Origin of the sequence: Lichenibacterium minor (assembly GCF_004137685.1) — a bacterium.
In the GTDB taxonomy this organism is placed as follows: Bacteria; Pseudomonadota; Alphaproteobacteria; order Rhizobiales; family Beijerinckiaceae; genus Lichenihabitans; species Lichenihabitans minor.
Genome location: NZ_QYBB01000010.1, coordinates 24,910 through 49,023, shown reverse-complemented (window position 1 = coordinate 49,023; position 24,114 = coordinate 24,910). Strand labels below are relative to the sequence as shown.

Genomic DNA, 24,114 nt, shown 5'->3' with positions numbered 1-24,114 from the left:
AAGCCGTTGCATGCCGGGATCGGCGCCGCACCCCCCCGTGGATCAATGCGCCTCCCCCTTGGTCGAGGTGACGGGGATCAGCGTGCCCTTCGAGCGTTGGCGCGGTTGCAGCAGGAAGGCGGCGAGGCCCGACCAACCCGTCTGGTGCGAGGCGCCGAGGCCGGCGCCGTCGTCGCCGTGGAAATACTCGTGGAACGGGATCAGGTCGCGGAAATGCGGGTCGGTCTGGAACACCTCGTTGCCGCCCAGCACCGCCCTTCGCCCGTTCCCGTCGCGCAGGAACAGGCTGTTCAGCCGCCGCGTCAGCTCGGCGCCGATCTCGGCCAGGTTCAGCATCGTCCCCGAGCCCTTCGGGTATTCGATGGTGAAGTCCTCGTCGTGGTAGAACTTCTCGAATTCGTAGAGCGCCTCGATGAGCACGACGTTGATGGGCATCCAGATCGGGCCGCGCCAGTTGGAGTTGCCGCCGAACAGCGTCGTGGTGGATTCGGCCGGCTCGTAGTCGACCTGGAAGCGCGTGCCGTCCCAATCGTAGACGAAGGGGTGGTCCTTGTGGAACTTCGACACGGCCCGGATGCCGTGGGGCGACAGGAACTCCGCGTCGTCCATCACGCGGGTCATCAGGGCCTGCATGCGGTGGCGGCGCAGCAACGACAGGAGCAGGCGGTTGTCCTTGCCGGGCTCGCCGAAGCGCGACACGAGCCGCGCCTGGTCGGGCCGGTGCTCCAGCGTCCAGCGCAGGCGCTCGGCGAAGTCGGGGAACTTCCGGGTGATGGTGCCGTCGAGCACCGCCACGGCGCAGAGCGGGATCAGCCCCACCAGCGACCGCACCTTCAGGGGCACGCGGCTCCCGTCCGGCAGGTTGAGGATGTCGTAGTAGAAACCGTCCCGCTCGTCCCACAGGCCCTGCAGCTCGTCGCCCTCGTGCCCGTCCTCGCCGATGGTCGTCATGGCTTCGGCGATGAGCAGGAAGTGCTCGAAGAACTTGGTGGCGATGTCCTCGTAGGCGCGGTCCCGCTCGGCGAGTTCCAGCGCGATCTGCAGGAGGTTCAGGCAATAGCCCGCCATCCAGGCCGTGCCGTCGGCCTGTGAGATGAAGCCGCCCGTCGGCAGCGGCTTCGAGCGGTCGAAGACGCCGATGTTGTCGAGCCCGAGGAAGCCGCCCTGGAACACGTTGCGGCCGTCGACGTCCTTGCGGTTCACCCACCAGGTGAAGTTGATCATCAGCTTGTGGAAGATCCGCACCAGGAACTCGCGATCGGCCGTGCCCGTCATGGCCCGGTCCATCTGGTAGACCCTGAAGGCCGCGAGGCCATGCACCGGGGGGTTCACGTCGCCGAAGTTCCACTCGTAGGCGGGCAGCTGGCCGTTCGGGTGCATGTACCATTCGCGCGTCAGCAGGATCAGCTGCGCCTTGGCGAATTCGGGGTCGATCAGGGCGAACACGGTGCAGTGGAACGCGAGGTCCCAGGCGGCGTACCAGGGGTATTCCCACTTGTCCGGCATGGACACGATGTCGGCGTTGAGCAGGTGCTTCCAATCGCTGTCGCGGCCCAACTTGCGCTCCTGCGGCGGCGGCGGCATGGCGGGGTCGCCGGCGAGCCAGCGGCGCACGTCCATGTGGTAATATTGCTTGGACCACAGCATGCCGGCGAAGGCCTGGCGCTGCACGAGGCGCGCGTCCGGGTCCGGGATGTCCACCTGCACGGCGGCGTAGAAGCGGTCGGCCTCGTCGGCGCGGCGGCCGAACACCGCGTCGTGGCCGGCCTGGTCGAGGGCGGCCGCGTCGGCGGGGGCGAGGCGCAGGCGCAGCACGGCTTCCGCCCCGGGCTCGACGCGCAGCCGCACCCAGGCGGCACATTTGGTGCCGCGGTGTTCGGGGTTCACGGCGCCGTGGTCGCCCCCGACCACGCGGTCGTTGATGCCGTCCTTGAAATAGCCCGCCGCGTCCTCGCCGTAGAGGCGGCGGCGGTTGGTCTCGTTCTCGCAGAACAGCCACTCGACCGGGCCGAGCGCGGAGAAGCGCCGGTCCTCGTCGTGGGCGCGCCGGGCCAGGACGGTGCCGTCCTCCTGCAGCTCCAGGCTCGGTTTCGGGTGCCCCTCCTCCCAGGACCACACGTTGCGGGCCCAGAAATGCGGCAACACGTGGAGGTCGGCGGCCTCGGGGCCGCGGTTGGCGACCGTCACCCGCATCAGGATGTCGTCGGATTCGTGCTTGGCATATTCGGTCGTGACGTCGAAGTAGCGGTTCTCGGCGAAGACGCCGGTGTCGAACAGCTCGTATTCGAAGGCCTTGGGATCGGTCCGCTTGCGGCGGGCATTCTCGGCGACGAGGTCCTCGTAGGGATAGGGCGCCTGCGGGTACTTGTAGACCGTCTTCATGTAGCTGTGGGTCGGCACGCCGTCGACGTAATACCAGAGCTCCTTGACGTCCTCGCCGTGGTTGCCCTCCTGGTTCGTCAGTCCGAACATCCGTTCCTTGAGGATCGGGTCGCGGCCGTTCCACAGCGCCAGCGCCAGGCACCAGCGCTGGTGCTCGTCCGAGAAGCCCGCGATGCCGTCCTCGCTCCACCGGAAGGCGCGCGAGCGGGCGTGGTCGTGCGGGAAGTAGTTCCACGCGTCGCCGTCCTTCGAATAGTCTTCCCGCACCGTGCCCCAGGCACGCTCGCTGAGGTAGGGGCCCCATCGGCGCCAGCCTCCGGCCTCGGCGTCGCGCAGGCGCACGCCTTCGGCGGTGGCGAGGCAGGGCGCCGCGTGGGCGCGGTCGAAGTCGGGCATCAGTGTTCCTCGGTCGGGCGTCGGATCATGCCGCGCCGCGCGAAGGGCGGCGCGCGGTCGCGATGGCCGGCGGTCGAAGCCTTCGACCGCCGGCGTCAGATGTCGAGGTCCAGCATCCGGCGGATGCGGATCGTTTCGCCGAGCGACCAGGCCTGCCAGGGGCAGCCGCCGGCGTGGTGGGGGGCGTCGCCGTCGACCACCTCGGACACGTGGCCGAGGCCGTTGCGGTCGAGGTGGTCCATTAGGGGCTGCAGGAAGCGGGCCGCAGCGGCGCGCTTGGCCTTGCCGGTGCGGCCGCGCACGCCCAGCCACGCGTCCACGAAGGGGCCGAGCAGCCAGGGCCAGGCCGTGCCCTGGTGGTAGGCGGCGTCGCGGCGCGCGAGGTCGCCGCGGTAGCGCGCGACGTAGCCGGGGTCGTCGGGCGACAGGGTCCGCAGGCCGAGCGGCGTCCACAGCTTCGCTTCGACGAGGTCGACCACCCGGCGCGCGGCCTCGCCCTCGACGACCGGGAACGGCAGGCCGCCCACGGCGAACACCTGGTTCGGCCGGACCCTGCCGTCGTGGGTGCCGGGGACGCCGTCGACGTCGACGACGTCGTAGAGCCCGCCCGCGGGATCGGGGAAGCGCGCCGCGAAGCCGTCCCGGGCGAGCCGCTCGGGCGCGCGCCACCGGTCCGACCAGCGCGCCGCCGCGATGGCCAGCGCGTTGATCCACAACGCCTGCACCTCCACGGGCTTGCCGCGCCGCGGCGTCCACACCCGGCCGTCCGTGATGGCGTCCATCCAGGTGAGCTGAACGCCCGCCTCGCCGGCGTGGATCAGCCCGTCCCGGTCCATGCCGATGTTGAAGCGCGTGCCCCGCATGTAGCCGTCGAGGATGGCTTCCGCGGCGTCGCGGAGCTCGGCCTCGTCCCGGGCCGGCAGGGGCCTGCCCGCCGCCGCACAGGCGTCGAGCGCGTCGTGGACCGCCACGACGAACCACAGCGACGCGTCGACGGCGTTGAACTCCGGGGCGGCCCCCGTGTCGGGGAAGCGGTTCGGCAGCATGCCGCCGTCCACCGCCGCGGCCCAGCCCAGCAGCACCGCGCGGGCATCGTCGAGGCGGCCGGTGGCGAGCAGCAGGCCGCGCAGGGCGATGAACGTGTCGCGGCCCCAATCGGTGAACCAGGGAAAGCCCGCCACGATCGTGCGCCCCGGCCCTCGCGCCACCGCATAGGCGGCGGCGGAGCGGGCGAGGGGCGAGCCGAAGCGCTTGCGGCGCTTCTTCTCCAGCTTGGCGAGGTCGTCCGCGTGGCGGGCGGCGTCGGTGGCGCGCCCGTCGCCGGCGCGCAGCACCATCGTGGCGGGGCGCTCGGCCAAGTCGAAAGCGAAGACGCCGGGGGACGCCACGTCCTCCGTGTCGGGGAGGCCGCGCTCCCGCTCCACGGTGTAGAGCACGTTGTCGAACCACAGGGGGGCGTGGCGGTAGGCGCCGTCGGTCAGCGCCGTGGCGGCCGGCACGTCGGCGTAGGGCCGCCACGTGACGTTGCCGCCCGTGGCCTCGGCGTCGAAGCGGAACGCGTCGTTGCGCCGGTGGAGCCCGCCGTGGTCGCGGCCCGTCAGCAACGGCCGCACCGCCAGCCGGCAGGGGCCCTCGGGGCCGGACAGCCGCCGCCAGCGCAGCACGCATTCGCCCGAGTTCGGCTCGACGAAGAGCTCGTGCGCGATCCCGGTTCCGTCCGGGAGGGCGTAGGTCCAGCTCGGCCAGGGCTCGTGCGCGAAGGAAGCGATGCGGGACGCGCCGTCGGGGGCGAGCACGCCCGGATTGTAGCGCTGCGACGTGAGGGCGAAGCGGCCGGCCGCCGTTTCGACGAAACATTCGACGCCGTTGACCAGGACCAGCCGGTCCGTCGGCGGCGTGCGGGGGGCGATCAGCAGCGCGTGGTAGCGCCGCGTCCGCACCCCGTCGACGGCGCCCGACGCGTAGGCGCCGAGGCCGTCGGCTTCGAGCCATTCCGCGGCGTCCTGCGCCTGGGGTCTGTCGGCGGGCTCGGCCATGGGGTCGGGAGTCCTCGTCGGCGGCCGCGCCGGGCCTTCGTGTCGCCCCGGGGAGACGGCTTGGCTGCCGCTTTGTTCCTGGCGAGATCGTTTCCGGGTCTCGCGGTCCCGCACGGCGGGACGACGGGACGGGGGGCGTCGCCGCGCTGCGGTGCGAAGGGGCTACCGCCCTGGGGTGCGAAGGGGCTACCGCCCCGGGGTGCGATGGCGCTAATCTGCCCGCCGAGGAGCCCGCCCATGTCCTGCACCCTGCCCCGCCCAGTCTACGGCGACATGTTCGGCCCCACCACGGGCGACCGTCTGCGCCTCGCCGACACGGCGCTGGTGATCGAGGTCGAGCGCGACTTCACCGTCTACGGCGAGGAGGTGAAGTTCGGCGGCGGCAAGGTCATCCGCGACGGCATGGGGCAGAGCCAGGTGAGCCGCGCCGGGGGGGCGCTCGACACCGTCATCACCAACGCGGTCGTGCTCGACCATTGGGGGATCGTGAAGGGCGACGTGGGGCTGAAGGACGGCCGCATCGTCGGCGTCGGCAAGGCCGGCAACCCGGAGATCCAGCCCGGCGTGACCCTGGTCATCGGCCCCGGCACGGAGGTCATCGCCGGCGAGGGCAAGATCCTCACCGCCGGCGGCTTCGACACGCACATCCACTTCATCTGCCCCCAGCAGATCGAGGAAGCGCTGATGAGCGGCGTCACCTCCATGCTCGGCGGCGGCACCGGCCCGGCCACCGGCACCTTCGCCACCACCTGCACGCCCGGCCCCTGGCACATCGCCCGCATGATCGAGGCCGCCGACGCCTTCCCGATGAACCTCGGCTTCGCCGGCAAGGGCAATGCCGCGACGCCCGCGGGGCTCGTCGAGCAGATCGAGGGCGGCGCCTGCGCGATGAAGCTGCACGAGGACTGGGGCACCACCCCCGCCGCCATCGACAACTGCCTCAGCGTCGCGGACGACCACGACGTGCAGGTGATGATCCACACCGACACGCTGAACGAGTCGGGCTTCGTCGAGGACACGATCGCGGCCTTCAAGGGCCGCACCATCCACGCCTTCCACACGGAGGGGGCCGGCGGCGGCCACGCGCCCGACATCATGCGGGTGGCGGGGCTCGATAACGTGCTCCCCTCCTCCACCAACCCGACGCGGCCCTTCACCGTCAACACGCTCGACGAGCACCTCGACATGCTGATGGTGTGCCACCACCTCGACGGCGCCATCCCCGAGGACCTGGCCTTCGCGGAATCCCGCATCCGCAAGGAAACGATCGCCGCCGAGGACGTGCTGCACGACATCGGCGCGCTGTCGATGATGTCGTCGGACAGCCAAGCCATGGGCCGCGTCGGCGAGGTCATCATCCGCACCTGGCAGACGGCCGACAAGATGAAGCGCCAGCGCGGGCCGCTCGACGGCGAGACAGGCGACAACGACAACCGGCGGGTGAAGCGCTACGTCGCCAAATACACGATCAACCCCGCCATCGCGCATGGCGTGTCGAAGCACATCGGCTCGATCGAGCCCGGCAAGCTCGCCGACCTCGTGCTGTGGACGCCGGCCTTCTTCGGCGTGAAGCCGGACCTGATCCTCAAGGGCGGGATGATCGCCGCCGCCCCGATGGGCGACCCCAACGCTTCCATCCCCACGCCCCAGCCGGTGCATTACCGGCCGATGTTCGGCGCCTACGGGCGGGCGGTGGCGGCGACGAGCCTGACCTTCGTGTCGGGGACGTCGCTGCGGAAGGGGCTGGCGGCGGCGCTCCGGGTGTCGAAGCCCCTCGTGGCCGTGGAGGGGACGCGCGGCACGCTGCGCAAGTCGAGCATGGTCCACAACGGCGCCACGCCGGACCTGAAGATCGACCCGGAAACCTACGCCGTGGTGGCGGACGGCGTGCTGCTGACCTGCCAGCCGGCCGACGTGCTGCCGATGGCGCAGCGGTATTTCATGTTTTGACGGGTCGGCAGCGCGCCGCCGCGGCCGTGGTCGCGGCTGCGGCCTGGTTCGGGCTCGCGGTGCAGTTCGACGCGACGCTCGGCGCGAACGGCTCGGCTTCGGCCGCGCTGTGGATCCTGCTGCGCTACTTCACGATCCTGGTCGCCCTCGGCGTGGCGCTCGCCTTCACGGCGCTGGCGCTGCGGCGCCGTCCGCTCCCGGCCGCGCCGATCGGCGGGATCGCGCTCAACGCCGCCCTGGTGGCGATCGTTTATCGCGCCCTCATCGCCGGCACGCTGGTGCAGACCGCGCAGGAGAAGCTGGCCGACCTGTTCCTGCACGGCATCGCGCCCGCGCTGGTGATACTGTTCTGGCTCCTGTGCGTGCCGCGCGGTGGTCTGCGCCCGCGCGACGTCGGACCCTGGGCGGCGGCGCCCCTGCTCTACTTCGCGTACGCGCTGGCACGGGGCGCCGCCGACGGGATCTACCCCTACGGGTTCATCGACGTGGGCCGCATCGGCTGGGCCGCCACGGCGGCGAACGCCGCGCTGATCGCGGCGGGATTCCTGGCGGCGGGGTTCGGGCTGGTGTGGGCCGACCGGCGGCTGGCCCCTCCATCGAAACGCGCCCCCGGGACGCGCGACCGCATGGAAGCCGACCCGCCCGCGTACTAATCTTGACCTATGACCACGGTCGACGACCCAGTCCTGACCCGATTCCGCTCGGCCCTCGACGCCGCCTACGGCGACCGCCTCGCGCGCGTGGTGCTCTTCGGCTCGCGGGCGCGGGGCGACCATCGGCCCGACTCGGATTACGACGTCGCGGAGTTTCTCAAAGACTATCGAAGCTTCGGAACGGAATCGAAGCGCCTCGCCGAGATCGAGGTGGATGTCCTCTACGACATGGGGGCACTGATCGGCGCCATGCCGCTGGCCGAAGGCGCAGATCAAGAACGGACCAGCTTCATGGCCGAGCTTCGTCGCGACGGCATCGACTTATGAAGCCCGAAGCAGCCGCACATCTGGCGCGAGCGACGGTCGACCTCGACGATGCCCGGATGATCGCGCGGCTCCCTCTCGCCCGCGTGGCCGAGTTGCTCGCGCCGCCCGACGCCGGCTGATCCTCGCCCGCACACGCTCCGTTCACCATCCCGGCCCATCGTGGCGTGCAAGACCGCCGCGTCCCCGCCGGCGCCACATTCCGCCCGCGCTCCACGGGCAGGATGCTCGCCTGTCCCAGCGTGAGGTTTCGTCCGGCCGTGAAGCGTTTGAAGCCCCTCCGCCTCCTGTCCGCGCTGTCCGCCGCCCTGGCGCTCGCCGGCTGCGCGGGCGACCTCGCCGAGCGCGTCAACATCGGCTCCGTCTACCCCGACACCGTCGCGCTGATGGAGTCGGAGAACATGGACCGGGGGGCGCCCATCTTCATCCGTATCACCAAGGAGGATTCCACCCTCGAAGTGTGGAAGGAGGACCGCTCGGGCCGCTATCGGCCGCTGAAGAGCTACCCGGTGTGTCATTATTCGGGCGTGCTCGGCCCCAAGAAGGCCTATGGCGACCACCAGGCGCCGGAAGGGTTCTATTCGGTCGCGCCGAACCAGATGAACCCGCACAGCCGCGAATACCTGTCCTTCAACGTCGGCTACCCCAACGCCTACGACCGCTCGCTCGGCCGCACGGGGGATTCGCTGATGGTCCATGGCGGTTGCCGCTCGGTCGGCTGCTACGCCATGACGAACCGCGAGATCGAGGAGATCTACGGCCTCGCCCACGAGGCCTTCGCGGGCGGCCAGACGGCGATCTCGCTCCAGGCCCTGCCGTTCCGCATGACGGCCGCCAACCTGGACAAGCACCGCGACGATCCCAACGCCGCGTTCTGGGCCATGCTGAAGACCGGCAGCGACGCCTTCGACGCCACCCACCGCCCGCCCCAGGTCGCCGTCTGCGACCACCGCTACGTCGTGGCGCCCGACGGCGCGCCCCAGCCCGGCGGCGGAAGCTGCTCGACGGTGTAGCGCGCCCCGGAGCCGCGCCCGTCCCGCCCCGACGCGAAAGAGCCCGCCGGATCGCTCCGGCGGGCTCTTTCGCGTCGAGGCGGTGAGGCCCGGGCTCATGGCGTCTCCGCATCATCGCTTCGCGACACGGAGGCGGGCTTCGCTCGGGCGCCGCGCGGGCTGCCGATCCGATCCCCCGGCCTGGTCGGCCGGGGACCGGATCACTCGCCCTTGGCGTCTTCCTTCTCGCCCTCGGGCTCGTCCACCATGTGGGTCAGGGCTTCGCCGAGGGCCTTGGCCTTCTCGGCGTTCTTGCCCTCGGCCTTGCCGGCGAAGGTGACGGTCTCCTTGCCGAGCTTGGCGAGGAGCTTCTTGATCTGGTCGCCCTTGGGGTTCTCGTCCTGGATCAGCTTCTTCAGGTGCTCGAGATCCTTCACCAGGGTCTTCACGCCCGCGGTCTCGGACTTCTCGAGCGTGGCTTCCCAGCCCTCGATGTTGGTCACGGCAGCCTTGACGGTGAAGCCCTTCACGCCGTCCTTGATGTGCTTGATGGTCGCGTCGAACTGGGGCATCGGAAAGCTCCTCGGAGTGACGGCCGCCCACCGTCGGCGGCGCTCCAGCCCACAAGTCCCGGCGCGCCCGAATGTTGCAGGGCAAGGCGCCGCAGGGTTAATCCGGGCGCATCTTTTCGGGATGGCGTCGCGCGCCCGTCGTCCCCATCATGTATGGTGCACCGCACAGCCCGGGGACGGCCGCCATGACCCACGACGGCATCGGAACGATCGAGACCGGGCGCTGGCCCGCGCGGCGCACGGCCGTGATGGATTGGCTGGTCAACGGCACGCACGACGAGCGCTTCCTGGACCGCCTCTTCCTGGAACTGTGCCGACGGCTGGAAGGGGCGGACGTGCCGCTGCTGCGCGCCGTGGTGATCCTGCAGATCGACAACCCCCAGTGGAGCGGCGTCAGGGCGATGTGGCGGCGCGGCGCGGCGGCGGTCGAGGCCCGCATGTCGGGTTTCGACGCCAGGCTCGGCGCGAGCTACCTCGTCAGCCCCACGCACGACATCCACGAGGGGATGGCCGAGGTCCGCGCCCGGCTGTGGGACTCCGACCCGGCCGGCGACCCCTACCCGCTCTACGCGGAGCTCCGCGCCGACGGCGTGACCGACTATGTCGCTTGGCCCCTGCTCTTCACGCAGGGGCGGCGCAACGTCGTCACCTTCGCCACCGACCGCCTGGGCGGCTTCTCCGACGACGACATCGGCCTGCTCGCCGACCTCGTCCCGGTCCTCGCCGCGGTCGCGGACGTCCGCGTCAAGAACCGCCTCGCCCGCACCCTGCTCGACACCTACGTGGGGCCGCATGCCGGGGAAGCGATCCTCAACGGCGCGACGCGCCGCGGCACGGGGTTCACCGTCGAGGCCGCCATCGTGGTGGTGGACCTGCGCGGCTTCACCGCCATCTCGGACCTGTGGCCGCGCGACGACGTCATCGCGCTGCTCAACGATTATTTCGACGCCCTGTCCGAGCCCATCGAGCGCCACGGCGGCGAGATCCTGAAGTTCATGGGCGACGGCCTGCTCGCCATCTTCCCCGACGACGCCCAGGCGGCCATCGGCGCCGTCGCCGACATCCGCACCGCCATGGCGGCGCTGAACGCCGGCCGCGTCGCGGACGGGCGGGACGCGCTCGGCTACGGGGTCGGCGTCAACTACGGCGACGTCATGTACGGCAACATCGGCTCCCGCACGCGGCTCGACTTCACCGTGATCGGCCCGGCCGTCAACGTCGCGTCGCGGCTGGAAGCGCTGACCAAGGAGGTCGGCGTTCCGGCGCTGTTCTCGGGCGCCTTCGTCGAGCGCACGCGATGCGGGGCGGCGCTGCGGCGGCTCGGCAGCTACCCGCTACGCGGCGTCGGCCAGCCCCTGGACGTCTACACCTTCGCCGACGGCGAAGCCTGAGGGCCGCCGGCCGGGCGCGTCAACGCTCGACGGCCAGCAGCGTCCTGCGGGCGACCTCGCCCAGCACGGTGACGAGGCCGATGCTGGCCGCGATGACGCCGAAGCTAGCCCAGCTCGTCGAGGCCACCCCGGCGGCGATCAGCACCGCGACGGCGGCACCGGCCGCGCTGAGCGCCTTCAAGGGCACCTGCACGGCCGAGGTCAGGAACACCGCCAGCACCACGGCGCCGACGCGCACCAGCGCGATCCCGTGCGTTTCGGACATCACGGGCGCCGCCGCCGCGCCCGTGACGAGGACGGAAGCAAAGCCCGCCACCATGCCGACGAGCTGGCCCACGCCGGTGTCGTAGGCCTGGCCGGCGGGCTTGTCCGGCAGCAGGAGCTGGATGAAGGCGGACGCGCCGACGCTGGGGATCAGCCAGGGCGCCTGCACCCAATAGCCGAAGAGGGCCACCAGCCCGACCACGGCGGTGATCAGGAAGGGCTGAAGGACCGCGCGCGGCATGCTCAGCTTTCGACGCGCAGGCTCTTGATGAAGCGGCGCGCGATCGTCCTCACGGCCTCGTCGTCGCGCGTGTCGTCGTCGGCCTTGTCCCACAGGTGGGAAAGGCTGCCTTCGAGTTCCGCGATCAGCTCGGGGTGGCGGTGCGCTACGAAGCGCAGGGTGCCGAACAGCAGGTGTTCGACGGCCATCTCGCGGCGGCGGGCATCGACGATCGCGGAGGCGGCGGGCGCCGCGGCGGCGGCGGCGGAGGGGGATGTTTCTTCGGTCATGGCTGTCCAACGGCGAGACCCGTCAGGGGTTCACCGCGTCGCCGCCCTGCCGCCGGCAAAATTCGGCGACGACGCCCCGCGCCCGCGCCGGGGCGGCGTGGGGCAGCCGGTCGGGTCAGGTCGGGGCGTCGTCGGGCCCCGCCCCGTCCTCGTCGTACCAGGCCGAGAGCACGATCTTGGCCGCCGCCGCCACCGGCACGGCGACGAACACGCCGAGGACGCCGAACAGCGAGGCGCCGACCAGAAAGGCGACGATGACGGCGACGGGGTGCAGCGTCACGGCGCGCCCCAGCACCACGGGCCCGACGACGTTGTCGACCGAAACGCGCAGGAACACCGCGAGCGCCATGAAGCTCGCGAAGGTCCGGGCGCCGCCGCCCTCGATCACGCCGGCGACGCCGAACAGCGCGATCGACGCCGCGGGCCCCACGATAGGGATCGGCTCCAGCACTCCCACGGCGACCGAGATCGGCAGCGCGAAGCCGACGTGGAACCCGAACCCCAGCACCAGCCAGGACACCGCGACGGTGTAGAGCGTGACCACGGCGACGCCGCGCACGTAGCGGCGCAACATCGGCTCGATGCGGGCCCCGAGCTGGGCGATGTGGGCGCGGTACCGGGGTGGGAACAGGCGCAGCGTCCCCCGCAGGAGCTGCCGCCCGGAGTTCAGGAAGCAGAACAGCATCACCAGCATCAGCACGCCGACGGCCGGCAGGCCGAGGGCGATGCCGCCGGCCATGGCGGCGGCCTGCGGCGAGGCGACGGCTTCGCCGGCCGCGGCGACGATGCGCGCCGCCATGTCCTCCGCCGTGACGTCGCGGCCGAAGGCGTGGACCCGGGGGCCGACGAGCCCGCGGATCGCGTCCGCCACGAGCCTCGGCGCCTCCGATGCGAGGTCCGCCATCCGGTCCCCCGCCACGGCGACGAGGTCCCACACGGCGAGCCCCGCCAGCGCCAGCACGGCGAGGCAGACGAGCGCCGCGCCGGCCGTTTCGGGCACGCGCAGCCGCCGCTGCAGCCAGCGCACGAGGGGGTGGAGCGCGAAGGCCAGCGCCGCCGTGGCGGCGATGGGCAGCAGCGCGTAGCGCAAGGCGTAGCAGACCGCCAGCACCGCCGTCAGCGTCGCGGCCGTCGCCCAGGCCGGTGGCTCGGCGTCGCCGCGGCCCCGTCCCCGCCCGTCGCCGGCGCTCACGGCGCGCTCCCGCCCGCGGTGGGCACGGTGCGATCCTTCCAGCGCACGCGGCCGAGCCGCCGCAGCCGTGCCGCGTTGACGGCGAGCGCCAGGGCCAGCGCGTAGCCGGCGGGATAGGCGAACCCGTAGAAGGCGGGGATCCTGAAGTGACGCGCGCCGGCCAGGTGCAGGCCCAGCGCCGACAGCAGCCCGCAGCAGGCCAGGACGGCGGCGAGGAGGTCGTCGGCGCCGCGGTGGCCGGCGGCGAAGCGCGCCACCGCGGCCGCCGGCAGCGCGACGCTCGCCAGCGCCAGCGCGACCCCTCCCGCGGCGATCAGCACCGTGCGGCCCGTGCCGCCGCCGAGCGCGCCGACGTTCTTCGACAGGCCGTGCCAGAGCTGCGCGGCGTCGCGGTACATGCGGGTGCGGATCAGGGTTTCGGCGCCGAGCAGCGCGAAGCCGAGGCCCCGGCGTTTGGCGAGCCGCGCCAGCGCGAGGTCCTCGCAGACTTCGGCGCGCACGGCCGCGTGGCCGCCCAGGGCCGCATAGGCGCCGGGGGCGAAGAGCATGAACTGGCCGTTGGCGGCCGCCGCCGCGCGGCCGGGGTCGTTGACGGCGCCGTGGTCGCCCGTGGCGGCCACGAGGTACAGGCCGCAGGGGATGACGAGCCGGTCCGCCCAGCCGCCGAGTTCCTGGAACGGCTCCAGCGACAGGAGCCCCGTGCCGCCGGCCGAGGCATGGGTCACGGCGGCGCGCAGCAGCGCGGGCTCGGCCCGGGTGTCGGCATCCATGAAGCAGAGCCAACCCGCGCGGGACAGCTCGGCGCCCCGCGCGCAGGCGTGGGCTTTGCCGGTCCAGCCCCGCGGCAGCGCGCCGCCGGGCAGGACGGTCAAGCGCGGGTCGCCGCCCGCCGCCGCGCGCGCGGCGTCCGCGGTGCCGTCCGTCGAGCCGTCGTCGACGAGGACGACCCTCAGCCGGTCGCCCGGGTAGTCCTGCGCCAGGAGCCCGCCGATGCAGGCGCCGACCACGTCGGCCTCGTCGCGCGCCGGCACCACCACCGTGACGGCGGGCCAGCCGCCCGCCCCGCCGGGCGCGGCCTCCGCGGGCGGGATGGCGTCGCACGTCCCGCGCCGTCCCGCCTCGCCATCCCGTGGATGCGGGCGGGAGTGCGGGGGCCCTCCCGCGCGGGTTCGCCCGGGCGCCGCGATGCCGGCATAGAGCCTGGATTGCCCGACCATCCGCAGGATGGCCCAGGCCAGGGCCGCGTCGAACAGGGCCGCCAGCGCGAGCAGCACGGTTCAGCGGCCGGAATGGCGCCGGCGCAGCAGGTCGGTCGACATCCACACGGGCCGACGCTGGCGGATCAGCTTGTCCCGCCGCAGGGCTTCGGGGTTGTGGGTCCAGGTGAGCGCGCCGATGAGGACGTTTTCGAAGGCGTCGTGCACGCGCGCGGGCAAGGAGGCGGCCCCCTCGTCGACGTCCTCGAAGCCGAAGCGCCCGATGAGACGCGACAGGCTCTCGCTGTGCCTGCCCCAGCCGACGAAATTGGTCCTGGCGCGGACGGCCTTCGCGCCGCGCAGCTCCGGGTGCGTCGCCGCCGCAGCGGCGAGCAGCGACAGCGAATGGTCCATCCGTCGCGCCAGCAGGCGGGCCCAGGCGAGGTCCGGCCCGGCCTTCGGCACGGGCGGGATGTGTTCGTTCCACAGGTGGAGGTCGATGACCCCGTCGCCGGGCCGCACGGCCGTGCCGTCCGACAGGCGGTAGGCGCCGGGCGACGGGAGGGCGGCGTAGCGCAGGAGGCAGCGCTCGTCGCCGCTGTAGGGCTTCACCCCGCAACAGGAGCTCAGATATCCGTCGACGCCGCTGATCGCCCGCCGCAGCATCGCGGATCCCGCCGACGACGCGATGGCGCGGCCGGGGCGTGCCGGGATCCCGTCCGGCGAGATCCAGTCCGGGGGAGCCGCCTCGGCGGGGCCGCCATCCGCGGCGCGGGACGGGATGCCGTCCCGGCCGGGAGCCGGCGCGAGGCGGGGCCGGGCGTGGCGGGGGGACGGAGCCGCTTGGAACGAGGACAGGAGCGTCACGGGCGAGGTCTCGATGCGGGCCACGGCCGGCGTCGCTTCGCTGCATCGAGCGCCTGGAATCGATTGAAGGTTCCCCTCGGCCGTCCCGGCGCGACCCTGTTTCTTTGGAAACGCTAAGCCGTGCGCCGCGCGCGCCCCGCCCGCCGGCCCGGGCGACGCCCGCCCGACGCGGGTGCGGTCAGAACAGCCCCTGGATGACGCCCGCGGCGTCGACCCCGATCGATTCGGCGGCGGGCCGGCGCGGCAGGCCCGGCAGGGTGACGACGTCGCCGCAGAGCGCCACGACGAAGCCCGCGCCGGCCGACAGGCGCACGTCGCGCACCGGCAGGGTGAAGCCTTCGGGCGCGCCGACCCGCGCCGGGTCGGCGGTGAAGCTGTAGGGCGTCTTCGCCATGCAGACCGGCAGGTGGCCGTAGCCGCCGGCCTCGTAGCGGGCGAGCTTCTTCGCCGCCGCCGGCGCGATGACCACGCCGTCGGCCCGGTAGATGTCGCGGGCGATCCGCTCGATCTTGGCGTCGAGCGGCAGCGGGTCGGGGTACAGGGGCGCGAACCGCGCCGTGCCGCCCTCCACCAGCGCCGCCACGGCCTCGGCGAGGTCGAGCGCGCCCGGGGCGCCCTCGGCCCAATGGCGGCACAGGTGGACGCCGACGCCGATGTCGGCGCAGCAGGCGAAGATTTCCGCGAGTTCGGCCTCGGTGTCCGCGGTGAAGTGGTTGATCGCCACCACGACGGGCACGCCGAACTTTTGGACGTTCTCGACGTGGCGCCGGAGGTTGGCGGCGCCGCGGCGCACAGCTTGGGGGTCGGCGCGGCCGAGGTCGGCCTTGGCGACGCCGCCGTGCATCTTCAGCGCCCGCGACGTCGCCACCACCACGGCGGCGGCGGGCGCGAGCCCGGCCTGCCGGCACTTGATGTCGAAGAATTTCTCCGCCCCGAGGTCGGCGCCGAAGCCCGCCTCGGTGACGACGTAGTCGGCGAGGCGCAGCCCGAGGTCGGTCGCCGCCACGGAATTGCAGCCGTGGGCGATGTTGGCGAAGGGTCCGCCGTGGACCAGCGCCGGCGAGCCGTCGAGGGTCTGCACGAGGTTGGGCGCGAAGGCGTCGCGCAGCAGCGCCGTCATGGCGCCGGTGGCCTTCACGGCCGAGGCCTGGACGTCCTCGCGCGCGAAGGTCTGCCCGACCACCATGCGGCCGAGGCGCGTTTCGAGGTCGGCGAGCGAGGAGGCGAGGCAGAAGGCCGCCATGGTTTCGGACGCGACGGTGAGGTCGAAGCCGTCCTGCCGCACGGCGCCGTTGTTGCCGAGGCCGACGACGATCTCGCGCAGCGCGCGGTCGTTCATGTCGATCGCCCGCCGCCAGGTGACCCGGGACGGGTCGATGCCGAGGGGGTTGCCCCAGTAGATCCCGTTGTCGATCATCGCGGCGAGCAGGTTGTTCGCCGCCGTCAGGGCGTGGAAGTCGCCCGTGAGGTGGAGGTTGATCTCGTCCTGCGGCAGCACCTGCGCCCGGCCGCCGCCGTTGGCGCCGCCCTTCAGGCCGAAGCAGGGGCCGAGCGACGGCTCGCGCAGGCAGATGACCGTGCGCCGGCCCGACAGGTTCAGGGCGTCGCCGAGGCCGATCGTCGTGGTGGTCTTGCCCTCGCCGGCGGGCGTCGGGCTGATCGCGGTGACGAGCACGAGCCTGCCGCGCCGCGCCGGCAGCGCCGCCACGGCGTCGAGGGCGACCTTCGCCTTGTGGGGGCCGTACCGATAGAGCGCAGCGGCATCGAGCCCGGCGCGGGCGCCGATCTCCTCGATGGGCTTCAGCACCGCCGCGCGGGCGATCTCGGCGTCCGAGGCCACGCTCACGCCCTCGCCCTGGGAAACGACCCTGTCCCATGCCGCATGCCGCAGATCCCGCTTCTTCGTCGCACGAAGGTCCCCCTAACCCATCGTGACCCGGGCCGCTACGGGCCGGACCCGCCGGACCGCGGCCTTCCCCTGCCCCGGTCCGGGGGCCGCGGTCGCGGAGCGGTGGCGCCACCGGTTCGGCCCGTGGTAGACGGGCCCATGCTCGATCCGTCCACGCTCGCCCTGTTCGCCGCCGCCGCCCTGGCGCTGTCCTGCACGCCGGGACCCGACATGCTGCTGATCCTGTCGCGCAGCGTCGCCCAGGGGCGAGGCGCCGGCTTCGCTTCGCTGTTCGGCGCCATGGCGGGCATCTACGTGCACGCGATCGCGGTGGCGCTGGGACTTTCGGAGCTGTTCCGCGCCGTGCCGATCGCCTACGACGCCGTGCGCTACGCGGGGGCCGCCTACCTCCTCGTGCTCGCCTGGGGGGCGTTCCGCTCCACGGGTTCGACGCTGGCGACCCCGGCGGCAGCGCCGGCCCTGTCGCTCGGCGCCGTGTTCCGCCAGGGCGTCCTCACCAACGTGCTCAACCCCAAGGTGGCACTGTTCGCGCTGGCGCTGTTCCCGCAGTTCGTGCGGCCTGAAGCAGGCCACGTCGCGCTCCAGATCCTGCTGCTCGCCACCGTGCTCAACGTCATCAGCCTAGCGGTCAACGGCTCGCTGGTCCTCGGCGCCACCCGCCTCAGCCGGGCGGCCGCGAAGCGCCTGCGGTTCCGGCGCGCCCCGGGCATCGCGCTCGGCACGGTGTTCACGGGCCTGGCGCTGCGCCTCGCCATCGACCGCTGATCAGGGGGCAATGAGCGCCGCCACGGCGGCTTCCGGCACCGGCCGGGAAAAGTGGAACCCCTGCGCCTGGTCGCATCCCATGGCGGCCAGCGCGTCCACCTGGGCGGCGGTTTCGGCGCCCTCCGCCACCACCGCCAGCCGCAGGCTGCGGGCGAGGCCCAGCACGGTGCGGACGATGCCGTCGCCGTCCCGGCCGATGGCACCCACGAAGGAGCGATCGATCTTCAGCGTGTCGAACGGCAGGCGGTGCAGCGAGCTCAACGACGAATAGCCGGTGCCGAAGTCGTCGATGCTGATCCCGACGCCGAGGTCGCGCAGGCTCCGCAGCACCGCGATCGCGCGCTCGGTGTTCTCCATGGCGACGCTTTCGGTGATCTCGATCTTCAGGAGCCCCGGCGCGATGCCGGTGTCCCGCAGGATGGCGCGCACCCGCTCCACCACGTCGTCGCAGCGGAACTGACGGGGGGACACGTTGACGCTGACCCACCGCGGGACGCGCGCCGGTTCGGCGGCGTTCCACCGCACCGCGGCCCGGCACGCCTGCGCCATGACCCAGAAGCCGAGCGGCACGATCAGCCCCGATTCTTCCGCGATGGCGATGAAGTCGCCCGGGTGGACGAGGGCATCGGGCGTCCGCCGCCAGCGCACCAGCGCTTCGAACCCCTGCGTGCGGCGGTCGGCCAGCGACACGATGGGCTGGAAGTGCAGCACGAAGGCTTCGTCCCGGAGCCCGGCGCGGAGGTCGTTCTCCATCTCGAGCCGCCGCACCGCGTCCCGGTGCAGGCTGCCGTCGAACAGGGCCACGCGGGCGCGCCCCGCCGTCTTGGCGCGGTACATGGCGAGGTCCGCGTCGCGCATCAGCGTTCGCGCCGAGCCGCATCCGGGTTCGGCCATCACGATGCCGACGCTGGCGGTCGCGTGCAGCGAGGCGCCCTCGACGACGATGGGCTCGTGCAGGGATTCCAGCAGCCGCGCCGCGAAGGCGGACGCCGCACCGGGATCGGGGCGCCCGTCGAGGAGAACGGTGAACTCGTCTCCGCCGAGGCGCGCCAGCACGTGGTCCACCCCTGCCCCGGCCGTGACGGCGGCGAAGCGGGCCGCGATCTCGATCAGGAAGGCATCGCCGGCCGCGTGGCCCAGGCTGTCGTTGACGAGCTTGAAGCGGTCGAGGTCGACGAAGAGCACGGCCCCGACGGTGCCGCGCGCCAGGGCGGCGTCGAGCCGGTCGAGGAACAGGGTGCGGTTCGGCAGGCCGGTGAGCTCGTCGTGTGTGGCGTCGTGGATCAGGCGCCGCGCCGCGCGGGCGCGCTCGACGACACGGCCGAGCTGCGTTCCGATCTCGCTCAGCACGGCCAGAAAGGCCGGGTCGGGCGCCAGCACCTCGCGGGCGAAGAACTCCACCACGGCCACGACCTCGCCGGCGACGAGGATCGGGAACGCCACGCCGGCCCGCAACCCGCAGGCGGCGGCCGCTTCGCGGCGGTGGAAGTTGTCGTCCGCCGTCACGTCCGGCACCCAATGGGCGCGGCACGACGCCCGCACGCGGCCCGGCAGGCCGATCTCGAGCGGGAACTCGGCGCGGGCGGTCGCGGCGGCGAAGACTTCGAGGCCCTCGCCCGCCGAATGGGCGATGGAGGATTGCGAAAGCCGCGACGGGTCGCGGGCCGCCGGGCGGTACACGCAGCCGAAGGCCCAGCCGGCATGGCCGCAGACTTCGGCCAGCGTGAAGTCCAGCGCATCCTCCTCCGAGGACGTGCCGTTGGCGTGGCGCGCCACCGCTTCGATGAGCGCCTGATGGCGTTCGCGCTCGTGCAGGTCGCGCAATCCCCGCTCCGCGATGGCTTCCACCTCGAGCCGCACGGCGCGCTCGCGCTCGAACCGGCGCTGCGCGCGCAAGTAGAGCAGGCGGTAATCCGGCTCCGGTTCGGTCGGCGCTGCCGCGATGACCGTCAAACCCACCGGATGACCATCGTGTCGGCGTCGGGCGAGCCCGCGCCGTGGCGCACCACCGTGACGGTTTCGCGCCACAGCGCGGCGGCGCCGAGCACAAAGCCGTGGGCGAGGTCGAACATGCGGCGGGTCGAATGGTAGCGCATGCTGACGACGCCGTCGGCGTCCTCCCGGAAATGGAAGAACGGGCACGCGGCGCCGACGTAAAGCTTGCGCACTTCCGGATGGATGATGCTGTTGATCGACAGGATGAACGAGCGCGACGACGGGTGCGCGTCGAAGAGAGCCGGATACCGGGCCTTCAGGAGCGGCATGGCGCGCTCGCCGAACCACCGCAACACGGCCGCGGGCTCCATGTCCAGCCGACGCGCGGCGGCCCCCACCAGCGCCTCGATCTCGGCGTCCGAATAGTTGCCGAGCGACGTGTAGGCGCCGGGCAGGCCCGCGTCGTCGAGCAGGTCGTCCCAGGTGTCGAGGCCGAAGGCGGCCGTCACGGCCTCTTCGAGGAGGTTGAACACCACGCCCTTCATGTCGTCCCCGCCCCGTACCGTTCGACGGCCATCCTCGACCGCGGGACACGATAGCGACGAAGAAGTTGAATGCCGATTAAGAGCGGACCCGCGGCGTCAAGTCGACCGACGCCGCATCGCAGACGAGGCCGAGATGGATGGGCCGGCTTCGCAGGCATCGGCGGCCGGCAGACCGCCGCGGGGACTGGCCGACCGGGATCGGTGATCGATAACATTGGCGACGATGCAGCCGACGGCCCGCGAACGGCGCGGTTCCTCTTGGATGCGGGGTGCCGGCCGCGCCACCGCGCTCACGGCACCCCGCGTCGTCAGCGCCGCGCCGGGCGAGGCTCGCCGGCGAGCTGCTTGCGGCGCGCCTCGCCCTGGCGCGCGAACATCCAGCCGGGATATTCGGCCGGCAGCGCGCTGACCCGGTCGATGGCGTCCATCTCGTCGGCGGTCAGCTCCACCGAAGCGGCGGCGATGTTGTCCTCGAGCTGGTCGACGCGCTTGGCCCCGACGATGACGCTGGTGACGACCTCCTGGTGCAGCAGCCACGCCAGCGCGATCTGCGCCACCGACACGCCCCGCCGCTCCGCCATGGGACGCAGCACGTCGACGACGTCGAAGGCGCGGTCCTTGTTGACCGGGGGGAAGTCGAAGGTGGTGCGGCGGCTGCCCTGCTCGCCCTGGCTGTCCCGCCCGTATTTGCCGGACAGGAGCCCGCCCGCCAGGGGGCTCCACACCATCAGGCCCACGTCCTCGCTCCGCATCATCGGCGCGAGCTCGCGCTCGAGATCCCGCCCCGCCACCGTGTAATAGGCCTGTAGGCTCGCGAAGCGGGCGAGGCCGAGGCGCTCGGAGGTGCCGAGCGCCTTGGCGATCTGCCACGCGGCCCAGTTCGACACGCCGACGTAGCGGACGTGGCCGTGCTGCACGAGGACGTCGAGCGCCCGGAGGCTTTCCTCGATCGGGGTGGCGGGGTCGAAGCCGTGGAGCTGGTACAGGTCGATGTAGTCGGTCTTCAGCCGCTTCAGGCTGGCCTTGCAGGCGTCGATTAGGTGGACGCGCGAGGAGCCCCGCGCGTTCGGCCCCGGTCCGGTCTCGCCGAAGGCCTTGGTGGCCAGCACGACGTCGTGGCGCGCGATGCCGAGCCCGTGCAGCGCTTGGCCGGTGATCTCCTCGGACTGGCCGCCCGAATACACATCCGCCGTGTCGATGAAGTTGATGCCGCGGTCGACGGCCGTCCTGACGAGCGCCTCGGCTTCGCCCTGCTGAAGGGTGCCGATCTTGCTCCACATCTCGCCGGCGCCGCCGAACGTCATGGTGCCGAGGCAGAGTTCGGACACGAAGAGGCCGGTCCGGCCGAGCTTGTTGTACCGCATGGGATGAGCCTTCTCCAAGGCCGGGCGAACCCGGCATGCAATCCCCCAACGGCGCGACGGCGCGCCGGGGTCCCACGCCCGTCCGCATGCGAAAAGGGCGCCCCTCGCGGGACGCCCTCCTGCCGACCTGAAGACCGGGAGCCGGTCAGGCGGCCTTGGACTCGACCACCTTCGGGGCCCGGGGGTTGGTGCCGATGGCGATCTGGCGCGGCTTCTGGGCCTCGGGGATCTCGCGCACGAGGTCGACGTGGAGCAGGCCGTGTTCCAGGGCCGCGCCCGTCACCTGGACGTGGTCGGCGAGCTGGAAGCGGCGCTCGAAGGCTCGGGCCGCGATGCCCTGGTAGAGCACCTCGGTCTTGGAAGCTTCCGCGGCATCGGCCTTGCGCGCGCCGCGGATCAGCAGCACGTTCTCGCGAGTCTCGATCGAAAGGTCGTCTTCGGAGAAGCCCGCCACCGCCACCGAGATGCGATAGGCATTCTCGCCGGTGCGCTCGATGTTGTAGGGCGGGTAGGTCTGGGCCGAGGCGTCCACGCCCGACATCTGGTCGAGGATCGTGAACAGCCGATCGAAGCCGACGGTGGAGCGGTACAGGGGGGAAAGGTCGTACTGGCGCATTTGAACACATCCTCTGTGGAGCGACATGCGATCCCGGCGTTGCTGTCCGGAACCTGGTGGATCACGCGTCCGTTGTGGCCCGCGTGGTCCAGAAATGGTGGCGGCCGGGAGCCCCGCAAGAGGTCGCGAGGGGCCGCCTTCATTTTTTCGGCGCCGGCCGCAGCGTGCGCCACAGCACCGCCATGGCGACGAGCATCAGGGCCGCCAGCGCGTCGACGGCGCCGGTGAAGCTGCCGGTGGCTTCCCGCATCCAGCCGATGAAGGTGGGGCTGAGGAAGGAGCCGACGGCCCCCACCGAGGAGATAAGGGCGATGCCGACCGCGGCGCCGTCCGCCCCCACCATGCCGCTGGCCGCCGTCCAGAACAGCGCCAGGAAACCGAAGATGCAGGCCGCCGCGCCGGCGAGCAGCAGCACGGTGCCGTCCGGGCTGCCGGCCGCGAGCGGCAGGGCGACGAAGAGCAGGGCGCCGAGCGCGCCCGCGCCGACGAGGTGGAGGCGCCGCTCGCCCGTCCGGTCCGAGCTGAAGCCGAGCGCCACCATGCCGAGGGCGCCCGCCAGCGACACCGCGCCGGCGCGCCAGCCGATCTCGACCAGGCTCCCGACCCCCGCGGCCTTGAGCAGGGTCGGCACCCACAGCAGCAGCAGGCTCTGGATGGCATAGAAGGCGAAATACACGAAGGCGAGCGCCAGCATCCGCGGCTCGCGCCAGCCCCGCCCGGCGGCCGGCGCCGCGGCACGGTCCGCCGCGAGGTCGCGCGCCACGCGCTCGCGGTCCCGCGCGTCGAGGAACCGCGCGTCGGCGGGGCTGTCGGGCAGGTAGAAGAAGGCGGCGACGCCCAGCGCGATGGCCGGCAGCCCTTCGAGCAGGAACAGCCACTGCCACCCGTTCAGCCCCGCCGCGCCGCCCATCTGCGCCATGATGAAGCCCGACACGGGCCCGGCGACGACGCCCGACAGCGGGACCCCGACGGCGAACAGGCTGAGCACGCGCCCCCGCCGCTCCCGCGGGAACCAGGCGGTGAGGTAGAACACGACGCCGGGGAAGAAGCCCGCCTCGGCGGCGCCGAGCAGGAAGCGCAGCGCATAGAAGGCATAGCGATTTCCCGCGAAGGCCAGCGCCACCGTGAACAGCCCCCACAGCACCATGATGCGCAGCAGAGTCCGGCGGATGCCGATCCGGGCCAGCAGCAGGTTGCTCGGCACCTCGAACAGGATGTAGCCGAGGTACAGGATGCCGGCCGCGACGCCGTACACCGCCTCGTCGAGGCCGAGATCGGCCAGGAACTGCAGCTTGGCGAAGCCGAGGTTCAGCCGGTCGATCAGCGCCGCGAGGTAGCAGGCGAGCAGGAACGGGATGAGCCGCCGCCCGATGCGGGCGTAGGGCGACGCCGCCGGGGTGGCGTGGAGGGCGGGCGCGGCGCGGGACGGGATGCTCGACATGGGGCGGCTCCGGGGACGTCACCGCACCCTGCACCGGAGTCCCTTGCCGTTCCTTCAAGGGCCGGCGGTGCCGCTCCGGCGGCCAGCTGTCGCTTCTTTGCCACGCTGCCGGCCCGAAACGCTCCGGCGAGGCCGGCGGACGGAATCCTGCCCTGATGAGGACACGCCAGCGGCGTCGAAGCGGCGTTGTCGGGGCAGCATTGCCGCAACGGAATGAACCGATCGCCGTCGCCGCGCATTCTGCCCGCGACAGACGTTCTGGAGTAACCACCATGACCAACATCAAGAAGCTCGCCGCCGTCGCGGCGGTCGCCACCCTGGCCCTCGCCGCCACCGACCTGTCGGCCGCGGCCCAGAGCAGCCTGACCAACGGCCCGAACGGCATGCAGCCCAACACGCTGGCGTCCGACCAGCAGACCGGCATCAACGGCAATGCGCCGAGCCGCGGCATCTACCGCCAGCGTCCGGTCCGCACCGTGCGCTCCGCCGAAGCCAGCCGCCGTCCGCTGACGGTGCGCCGCACCGTCGCCGTCACCGAGGCGCCGGTCGTCGTCGCCCCCGCGCCGGTCGGGAACGTCGGCCCGGGCACGCTGATCACCGGGCCGCTCGGCTTCGCCAGCAACGTGCTGACGCTTCCGTTCCGCGCCATCAACGGCATCTTCCCGGCCACGGGCGACATCTCGCAGAACCCGCTTGTGATCATCGGCGCCCCGCTGCACGCCATCGGCGACATCGTCCAGGTGCCGTTCCGCATCCTCGGCGCCCCGTTCGGCGGCACCACGATCGCCACCTACTGATCCCAGGCGGTCGGAAG

21 protein-coding genes are annotated in these 24,114 nt (G+C 72.4%); 7 read left to right on the top strand and 14 right to left on the bottom strand.

Going from position 1 to position 24,114, the window contains the following annotated elements; translation table 11 throughout:
- Positions 1–42 precede the first annotated feature (42 nt).
- Together D3273_RS10855 and D3273_RS10850 are read right to left on the bottom strand one after the other, a co-directional pair.
- The gene (locus tag D3273_RS10855) at positions 43–2,778 is read right to left on the bottom strand and encodes an MGH1-like glycoside hydrolase domain-containing protein (protein WP_129226385.1); all 2,736 of its coding nucleotides are present in this window, start codon (positions 2,776–2,778) and stop codon (positions 43–45) included.
- Between the two features lie 95 nt (positions 2,779–2,873).
- Positions 2,874–4,814: an amylo-alpha-1,6-glucosidase gene (locus D3273_RS10850; RefSeq protein WP_129226383.1), complete on the bottom strand. Its 1,941-nt coding sequence runs from the start codon at positions 4,812–4,814 to the stop codon at positions 2,874–2,876.
- A 237-nt stretch (positions 4,815–5,051) separates the two neighbouring features.
- On the opposite strand from D3273_RS10850, the gene ureC reads away from it, so the two are divergent.
- The 4 genes from ureC (at position 5,052) to D3273_RS10830 (ending at position 8,754) form a co-directional block, all read left to right on the top strand.
- Complete coding sequence (gene ureC / locus D3273_RS10845) at positions 5,052–6,764, top strand: urease subunit alpha (protein ID WP_129226381.1); 1,713 nt, start codon at positions 5,052–5,054, stop codon at positions 6,762–6,764.
- Positions 6,761–7,417, top strand: a complete 657-nt coding sequence (locus D3273_RS10840) for a Pr6Pr family membrane protein (protein ID WP_207210760.1) — start codon at positions 6,761–6,763, stop codon at positions 7,415–7,417. The genes ureC and D3273_RS10840 overlap by 4 nt, the downstream gene beginning before the upstream one ends.
- A 9-nt stretch (positions 7,418–7,426) precedes the next feature.
- Positions 7,427–7,744, top strand: coding sequence for a nucleotidyltransferase domain-containing protein (locus D3273_RS10835; RefSeq protein WP_129226379.1), 318 nt, complete (start codon positions 7,427–7,429; stop codon positions 7,742–7,744).
- A 257-nt stretch (positions 7,745–8,001) separates the two neighbouring features.
- Positions 8,002–8,754: a L,D-transpeptidase family protein gene (locus D3273_RS10830; protein WP_129226377.1), complete on the top strand. Its 753-nt coding sequence runs from the start codon at positions 8,002–8,004 to the stop codon at positions 8,752–8,754.
- Positions 8,755–8,954: 200 nt separating this feature from the next.
- On the opposite strand, the gene D3273_RS10825 is transcribed toward D3273_RS10830, so the two are convergent.
- On the bottom strand, positions 8,955–9,305 hold the full coding sequence (locus tag D3273_RS10825; RefSeq protein ID WP_129226375.1) for a hypothetical protein: 351 nt from the start codon (positions 9,303–9,305) through the stop codon (positions 8,955–8,957).
- Between the two features lie 185 nt (positions 9,306–9,490).
- Here D3273_RS10825 and D3273_RS10820 point away from each other — a divergent pair, with 185 nt between their 5' ends.
- Positions 9,491–10,696 carry an adenylate/guanylate cyclase domain-containing protein gene (locus D3273_RS10820; protein WP_245501107.1) on the top strand — a complete coding sequence of 402 codons (1,206 nt, stop codon included), beginning with the start codon at positions 9,491–9,493 and terminating at the stop codon, positions 10,694–10,696.
- Between the two features lie 19 nt (positions 10,697–10,715).
- Here the strand turns inward: D3273_RS10820 and D3273_RS10815 are convergent, their stop codons facing one another.
- The 6 genes from D3273_RS10815 to D3273_RS10790 form a co-directional block, all read right to left on the bottom strand.
- Complete coding sequence (locus D3273_RS10815) at positions 10,716–11,201, bottom strand: HPP family protein (RefSeq protein WP_129226371.1); 486 nt, start codon at positions 11,199–11,201, stop codon at positions 10,716–10,718.
- A 2-nt stretch (positions 11,202–11,203) separates the two neighbouring features.
- Positions 11,204–11,470 carry a hypothetical protein gene (locus D3273_RS10810; protein ID WP_245501106.1) on the bottom strand — a complete coding sequence of 89 codons (267 nt, stop codon included), beginning with the start codon at positions 11,468–11,470 and terminating at the stop codon, positions 11,204–11,206.
- Between the two features lie 115 nt (positions 11,471–11,585).
- Positions 11,586–12,662 (bottom strand): AI-2E family transporter, encoded by a 1,077-nt coding sequence (locus D3273_RS10805; protein ID WP_165359458.1) that lies wholly within the window; start codon positions 12,660–12,662, stop codon positions 11,586–11,588.
- Complete coding sequence (locus D3273_RS10800; RefSeq protein ID WP_129226369.1) at positions 12,659–13,936, bottom strand: glycosyltransferase; 1,278 nt, start codon at positions 13,934–13,936, stop codon at positions 12,659–12,661. The genes D3273_RS10805 and D3273_RS10800 overlap by 4 nt, the downstream gene beginning before the upstream one ends.
- 3 nt (positions 13,937–13,939) lie before the next feature.
- On the bottom strand, positions 13,940–14,749 hold the full coding sequence (locus D3273_RS10795; protein ID WP_129226367.1) for a YkoP family protein: 810 nt from the start codon (positions 14,747–14,749) through the stop codon (positions 13,940–13,942).
- A gap of 154 nt (positions 14,750–14,903) precedes the next feature.
- Positions 14,904–16,565, bottom strand: coding sequence for a formate--tetrahydrofolate ligase (locus D3273_RS10790; protein WP_129226572.1), 1,662 nt, complete (start codon positions 16,563–16,565; stop codon positions 14,904–14,906).
- 207 nt (positions 16,566–16,772) lie between these two features.
- Between D3273_RS10790 and D3273_RS10785 the strand changes: the two genes are divergently transcribed.
- Positions 16,773–17,399 carry a LysE family translocator gene (locus D3273_RS10785; RefSeq protein WP_129226365.1) on the top strand — a complete coding sequence of 209 codons (627 nt, stop codon included), beginning with the start codon at positions 16,773–16,775 and terminating at the stop codon, positions 17,397–17,399.
- Here the strand turns inward: D3273_RS10785 and D3273_RS10780 are convergent, their stop codons facing one another.
- The 5 genes from D3273_RS10780 to D3273_RS10760 all read right to left on the bottom strand — a co-directional run bounded on the left by D3273_RS10780 (position 17,400) and on the right by D3273_RS10760 (position 23,300).
- Positions 17,400–19,358: a putative bifunctional diguanylate cyclase/phosphodiesterase gene (locus tag D3273_RS10780; RefSeq protein ID WP_165359457.1), complete on the bottom strand. Its 1,959-nt coding sequence runs from the start codon at positions 19,356–19,358 to the stop codon at positions 17,400–17,402. It abuts the gene before it with no gap.
- Complete coding sequence (locus D3273_RS10775; RefSeq protein ID WP_129226361.1) at positions 19,349–19,879, bottom strand: heme NO-binding domain-containing protein; 531 nt, start codon at positions 19,877–19,879, stop codon at positions 19,349–19,351. Before D3273_RS10775 ends, D3273_RS10780 begins: the two co-directional genes overlap by 10 nt.
- Positions 19,880–20,187: 308 nt before the next feature.
- Complete coding sequence (locus D3273_RS10770; protein WP_129226359.1) at positions 20,188–21,243, bottom strand: aldo/keto reductase; 1,056 nt, start codon at positions 21,241–21,243, stop codon at positions 20,188–20,190.
- A 145-nt stretch (positions 21,244–21,388) separates the two neighbouring features.
- Complete coding sequence (locus D3273_RS10765; RefSeq protein WP_129226357.1) at positions 21,389–21,859, bottom strand: Hsp20 family protein; 471 nt, start codon at positions 21,857–21,859, stop codon at positions 21,389–21,391.
- 139 nt (positions 21,860–21,998) lie between these two features.
- Positions 21,999–23,300: an MFS transporter gene (locus D3273_RS10760; RefSeq protein WP_129226355.1), complete on the bottom strand. Its 1,302-nt coding sequence runs from the start codon at positions 23,298–23,300 to the stop codon at positions 21,999–22,001.
- A gap of 272 nt (positions 23,301–23,572) precedes the next feature.
- Between D3273_RS10760 and D3273_RS10755 the strand changes: the two genes are divergently transcribed.
- Positions 23,573–24,097, top strand: a complete 525-nt coding sequence (locus D3273_RS10755; protein WP_129226353.1) for a hypothetical protein — start codon at positions 23,573–23,575, stop codon at positions 24,095–24,097.
- Positions 24,098–24,114: the final 17 nt, after the last annotated feature.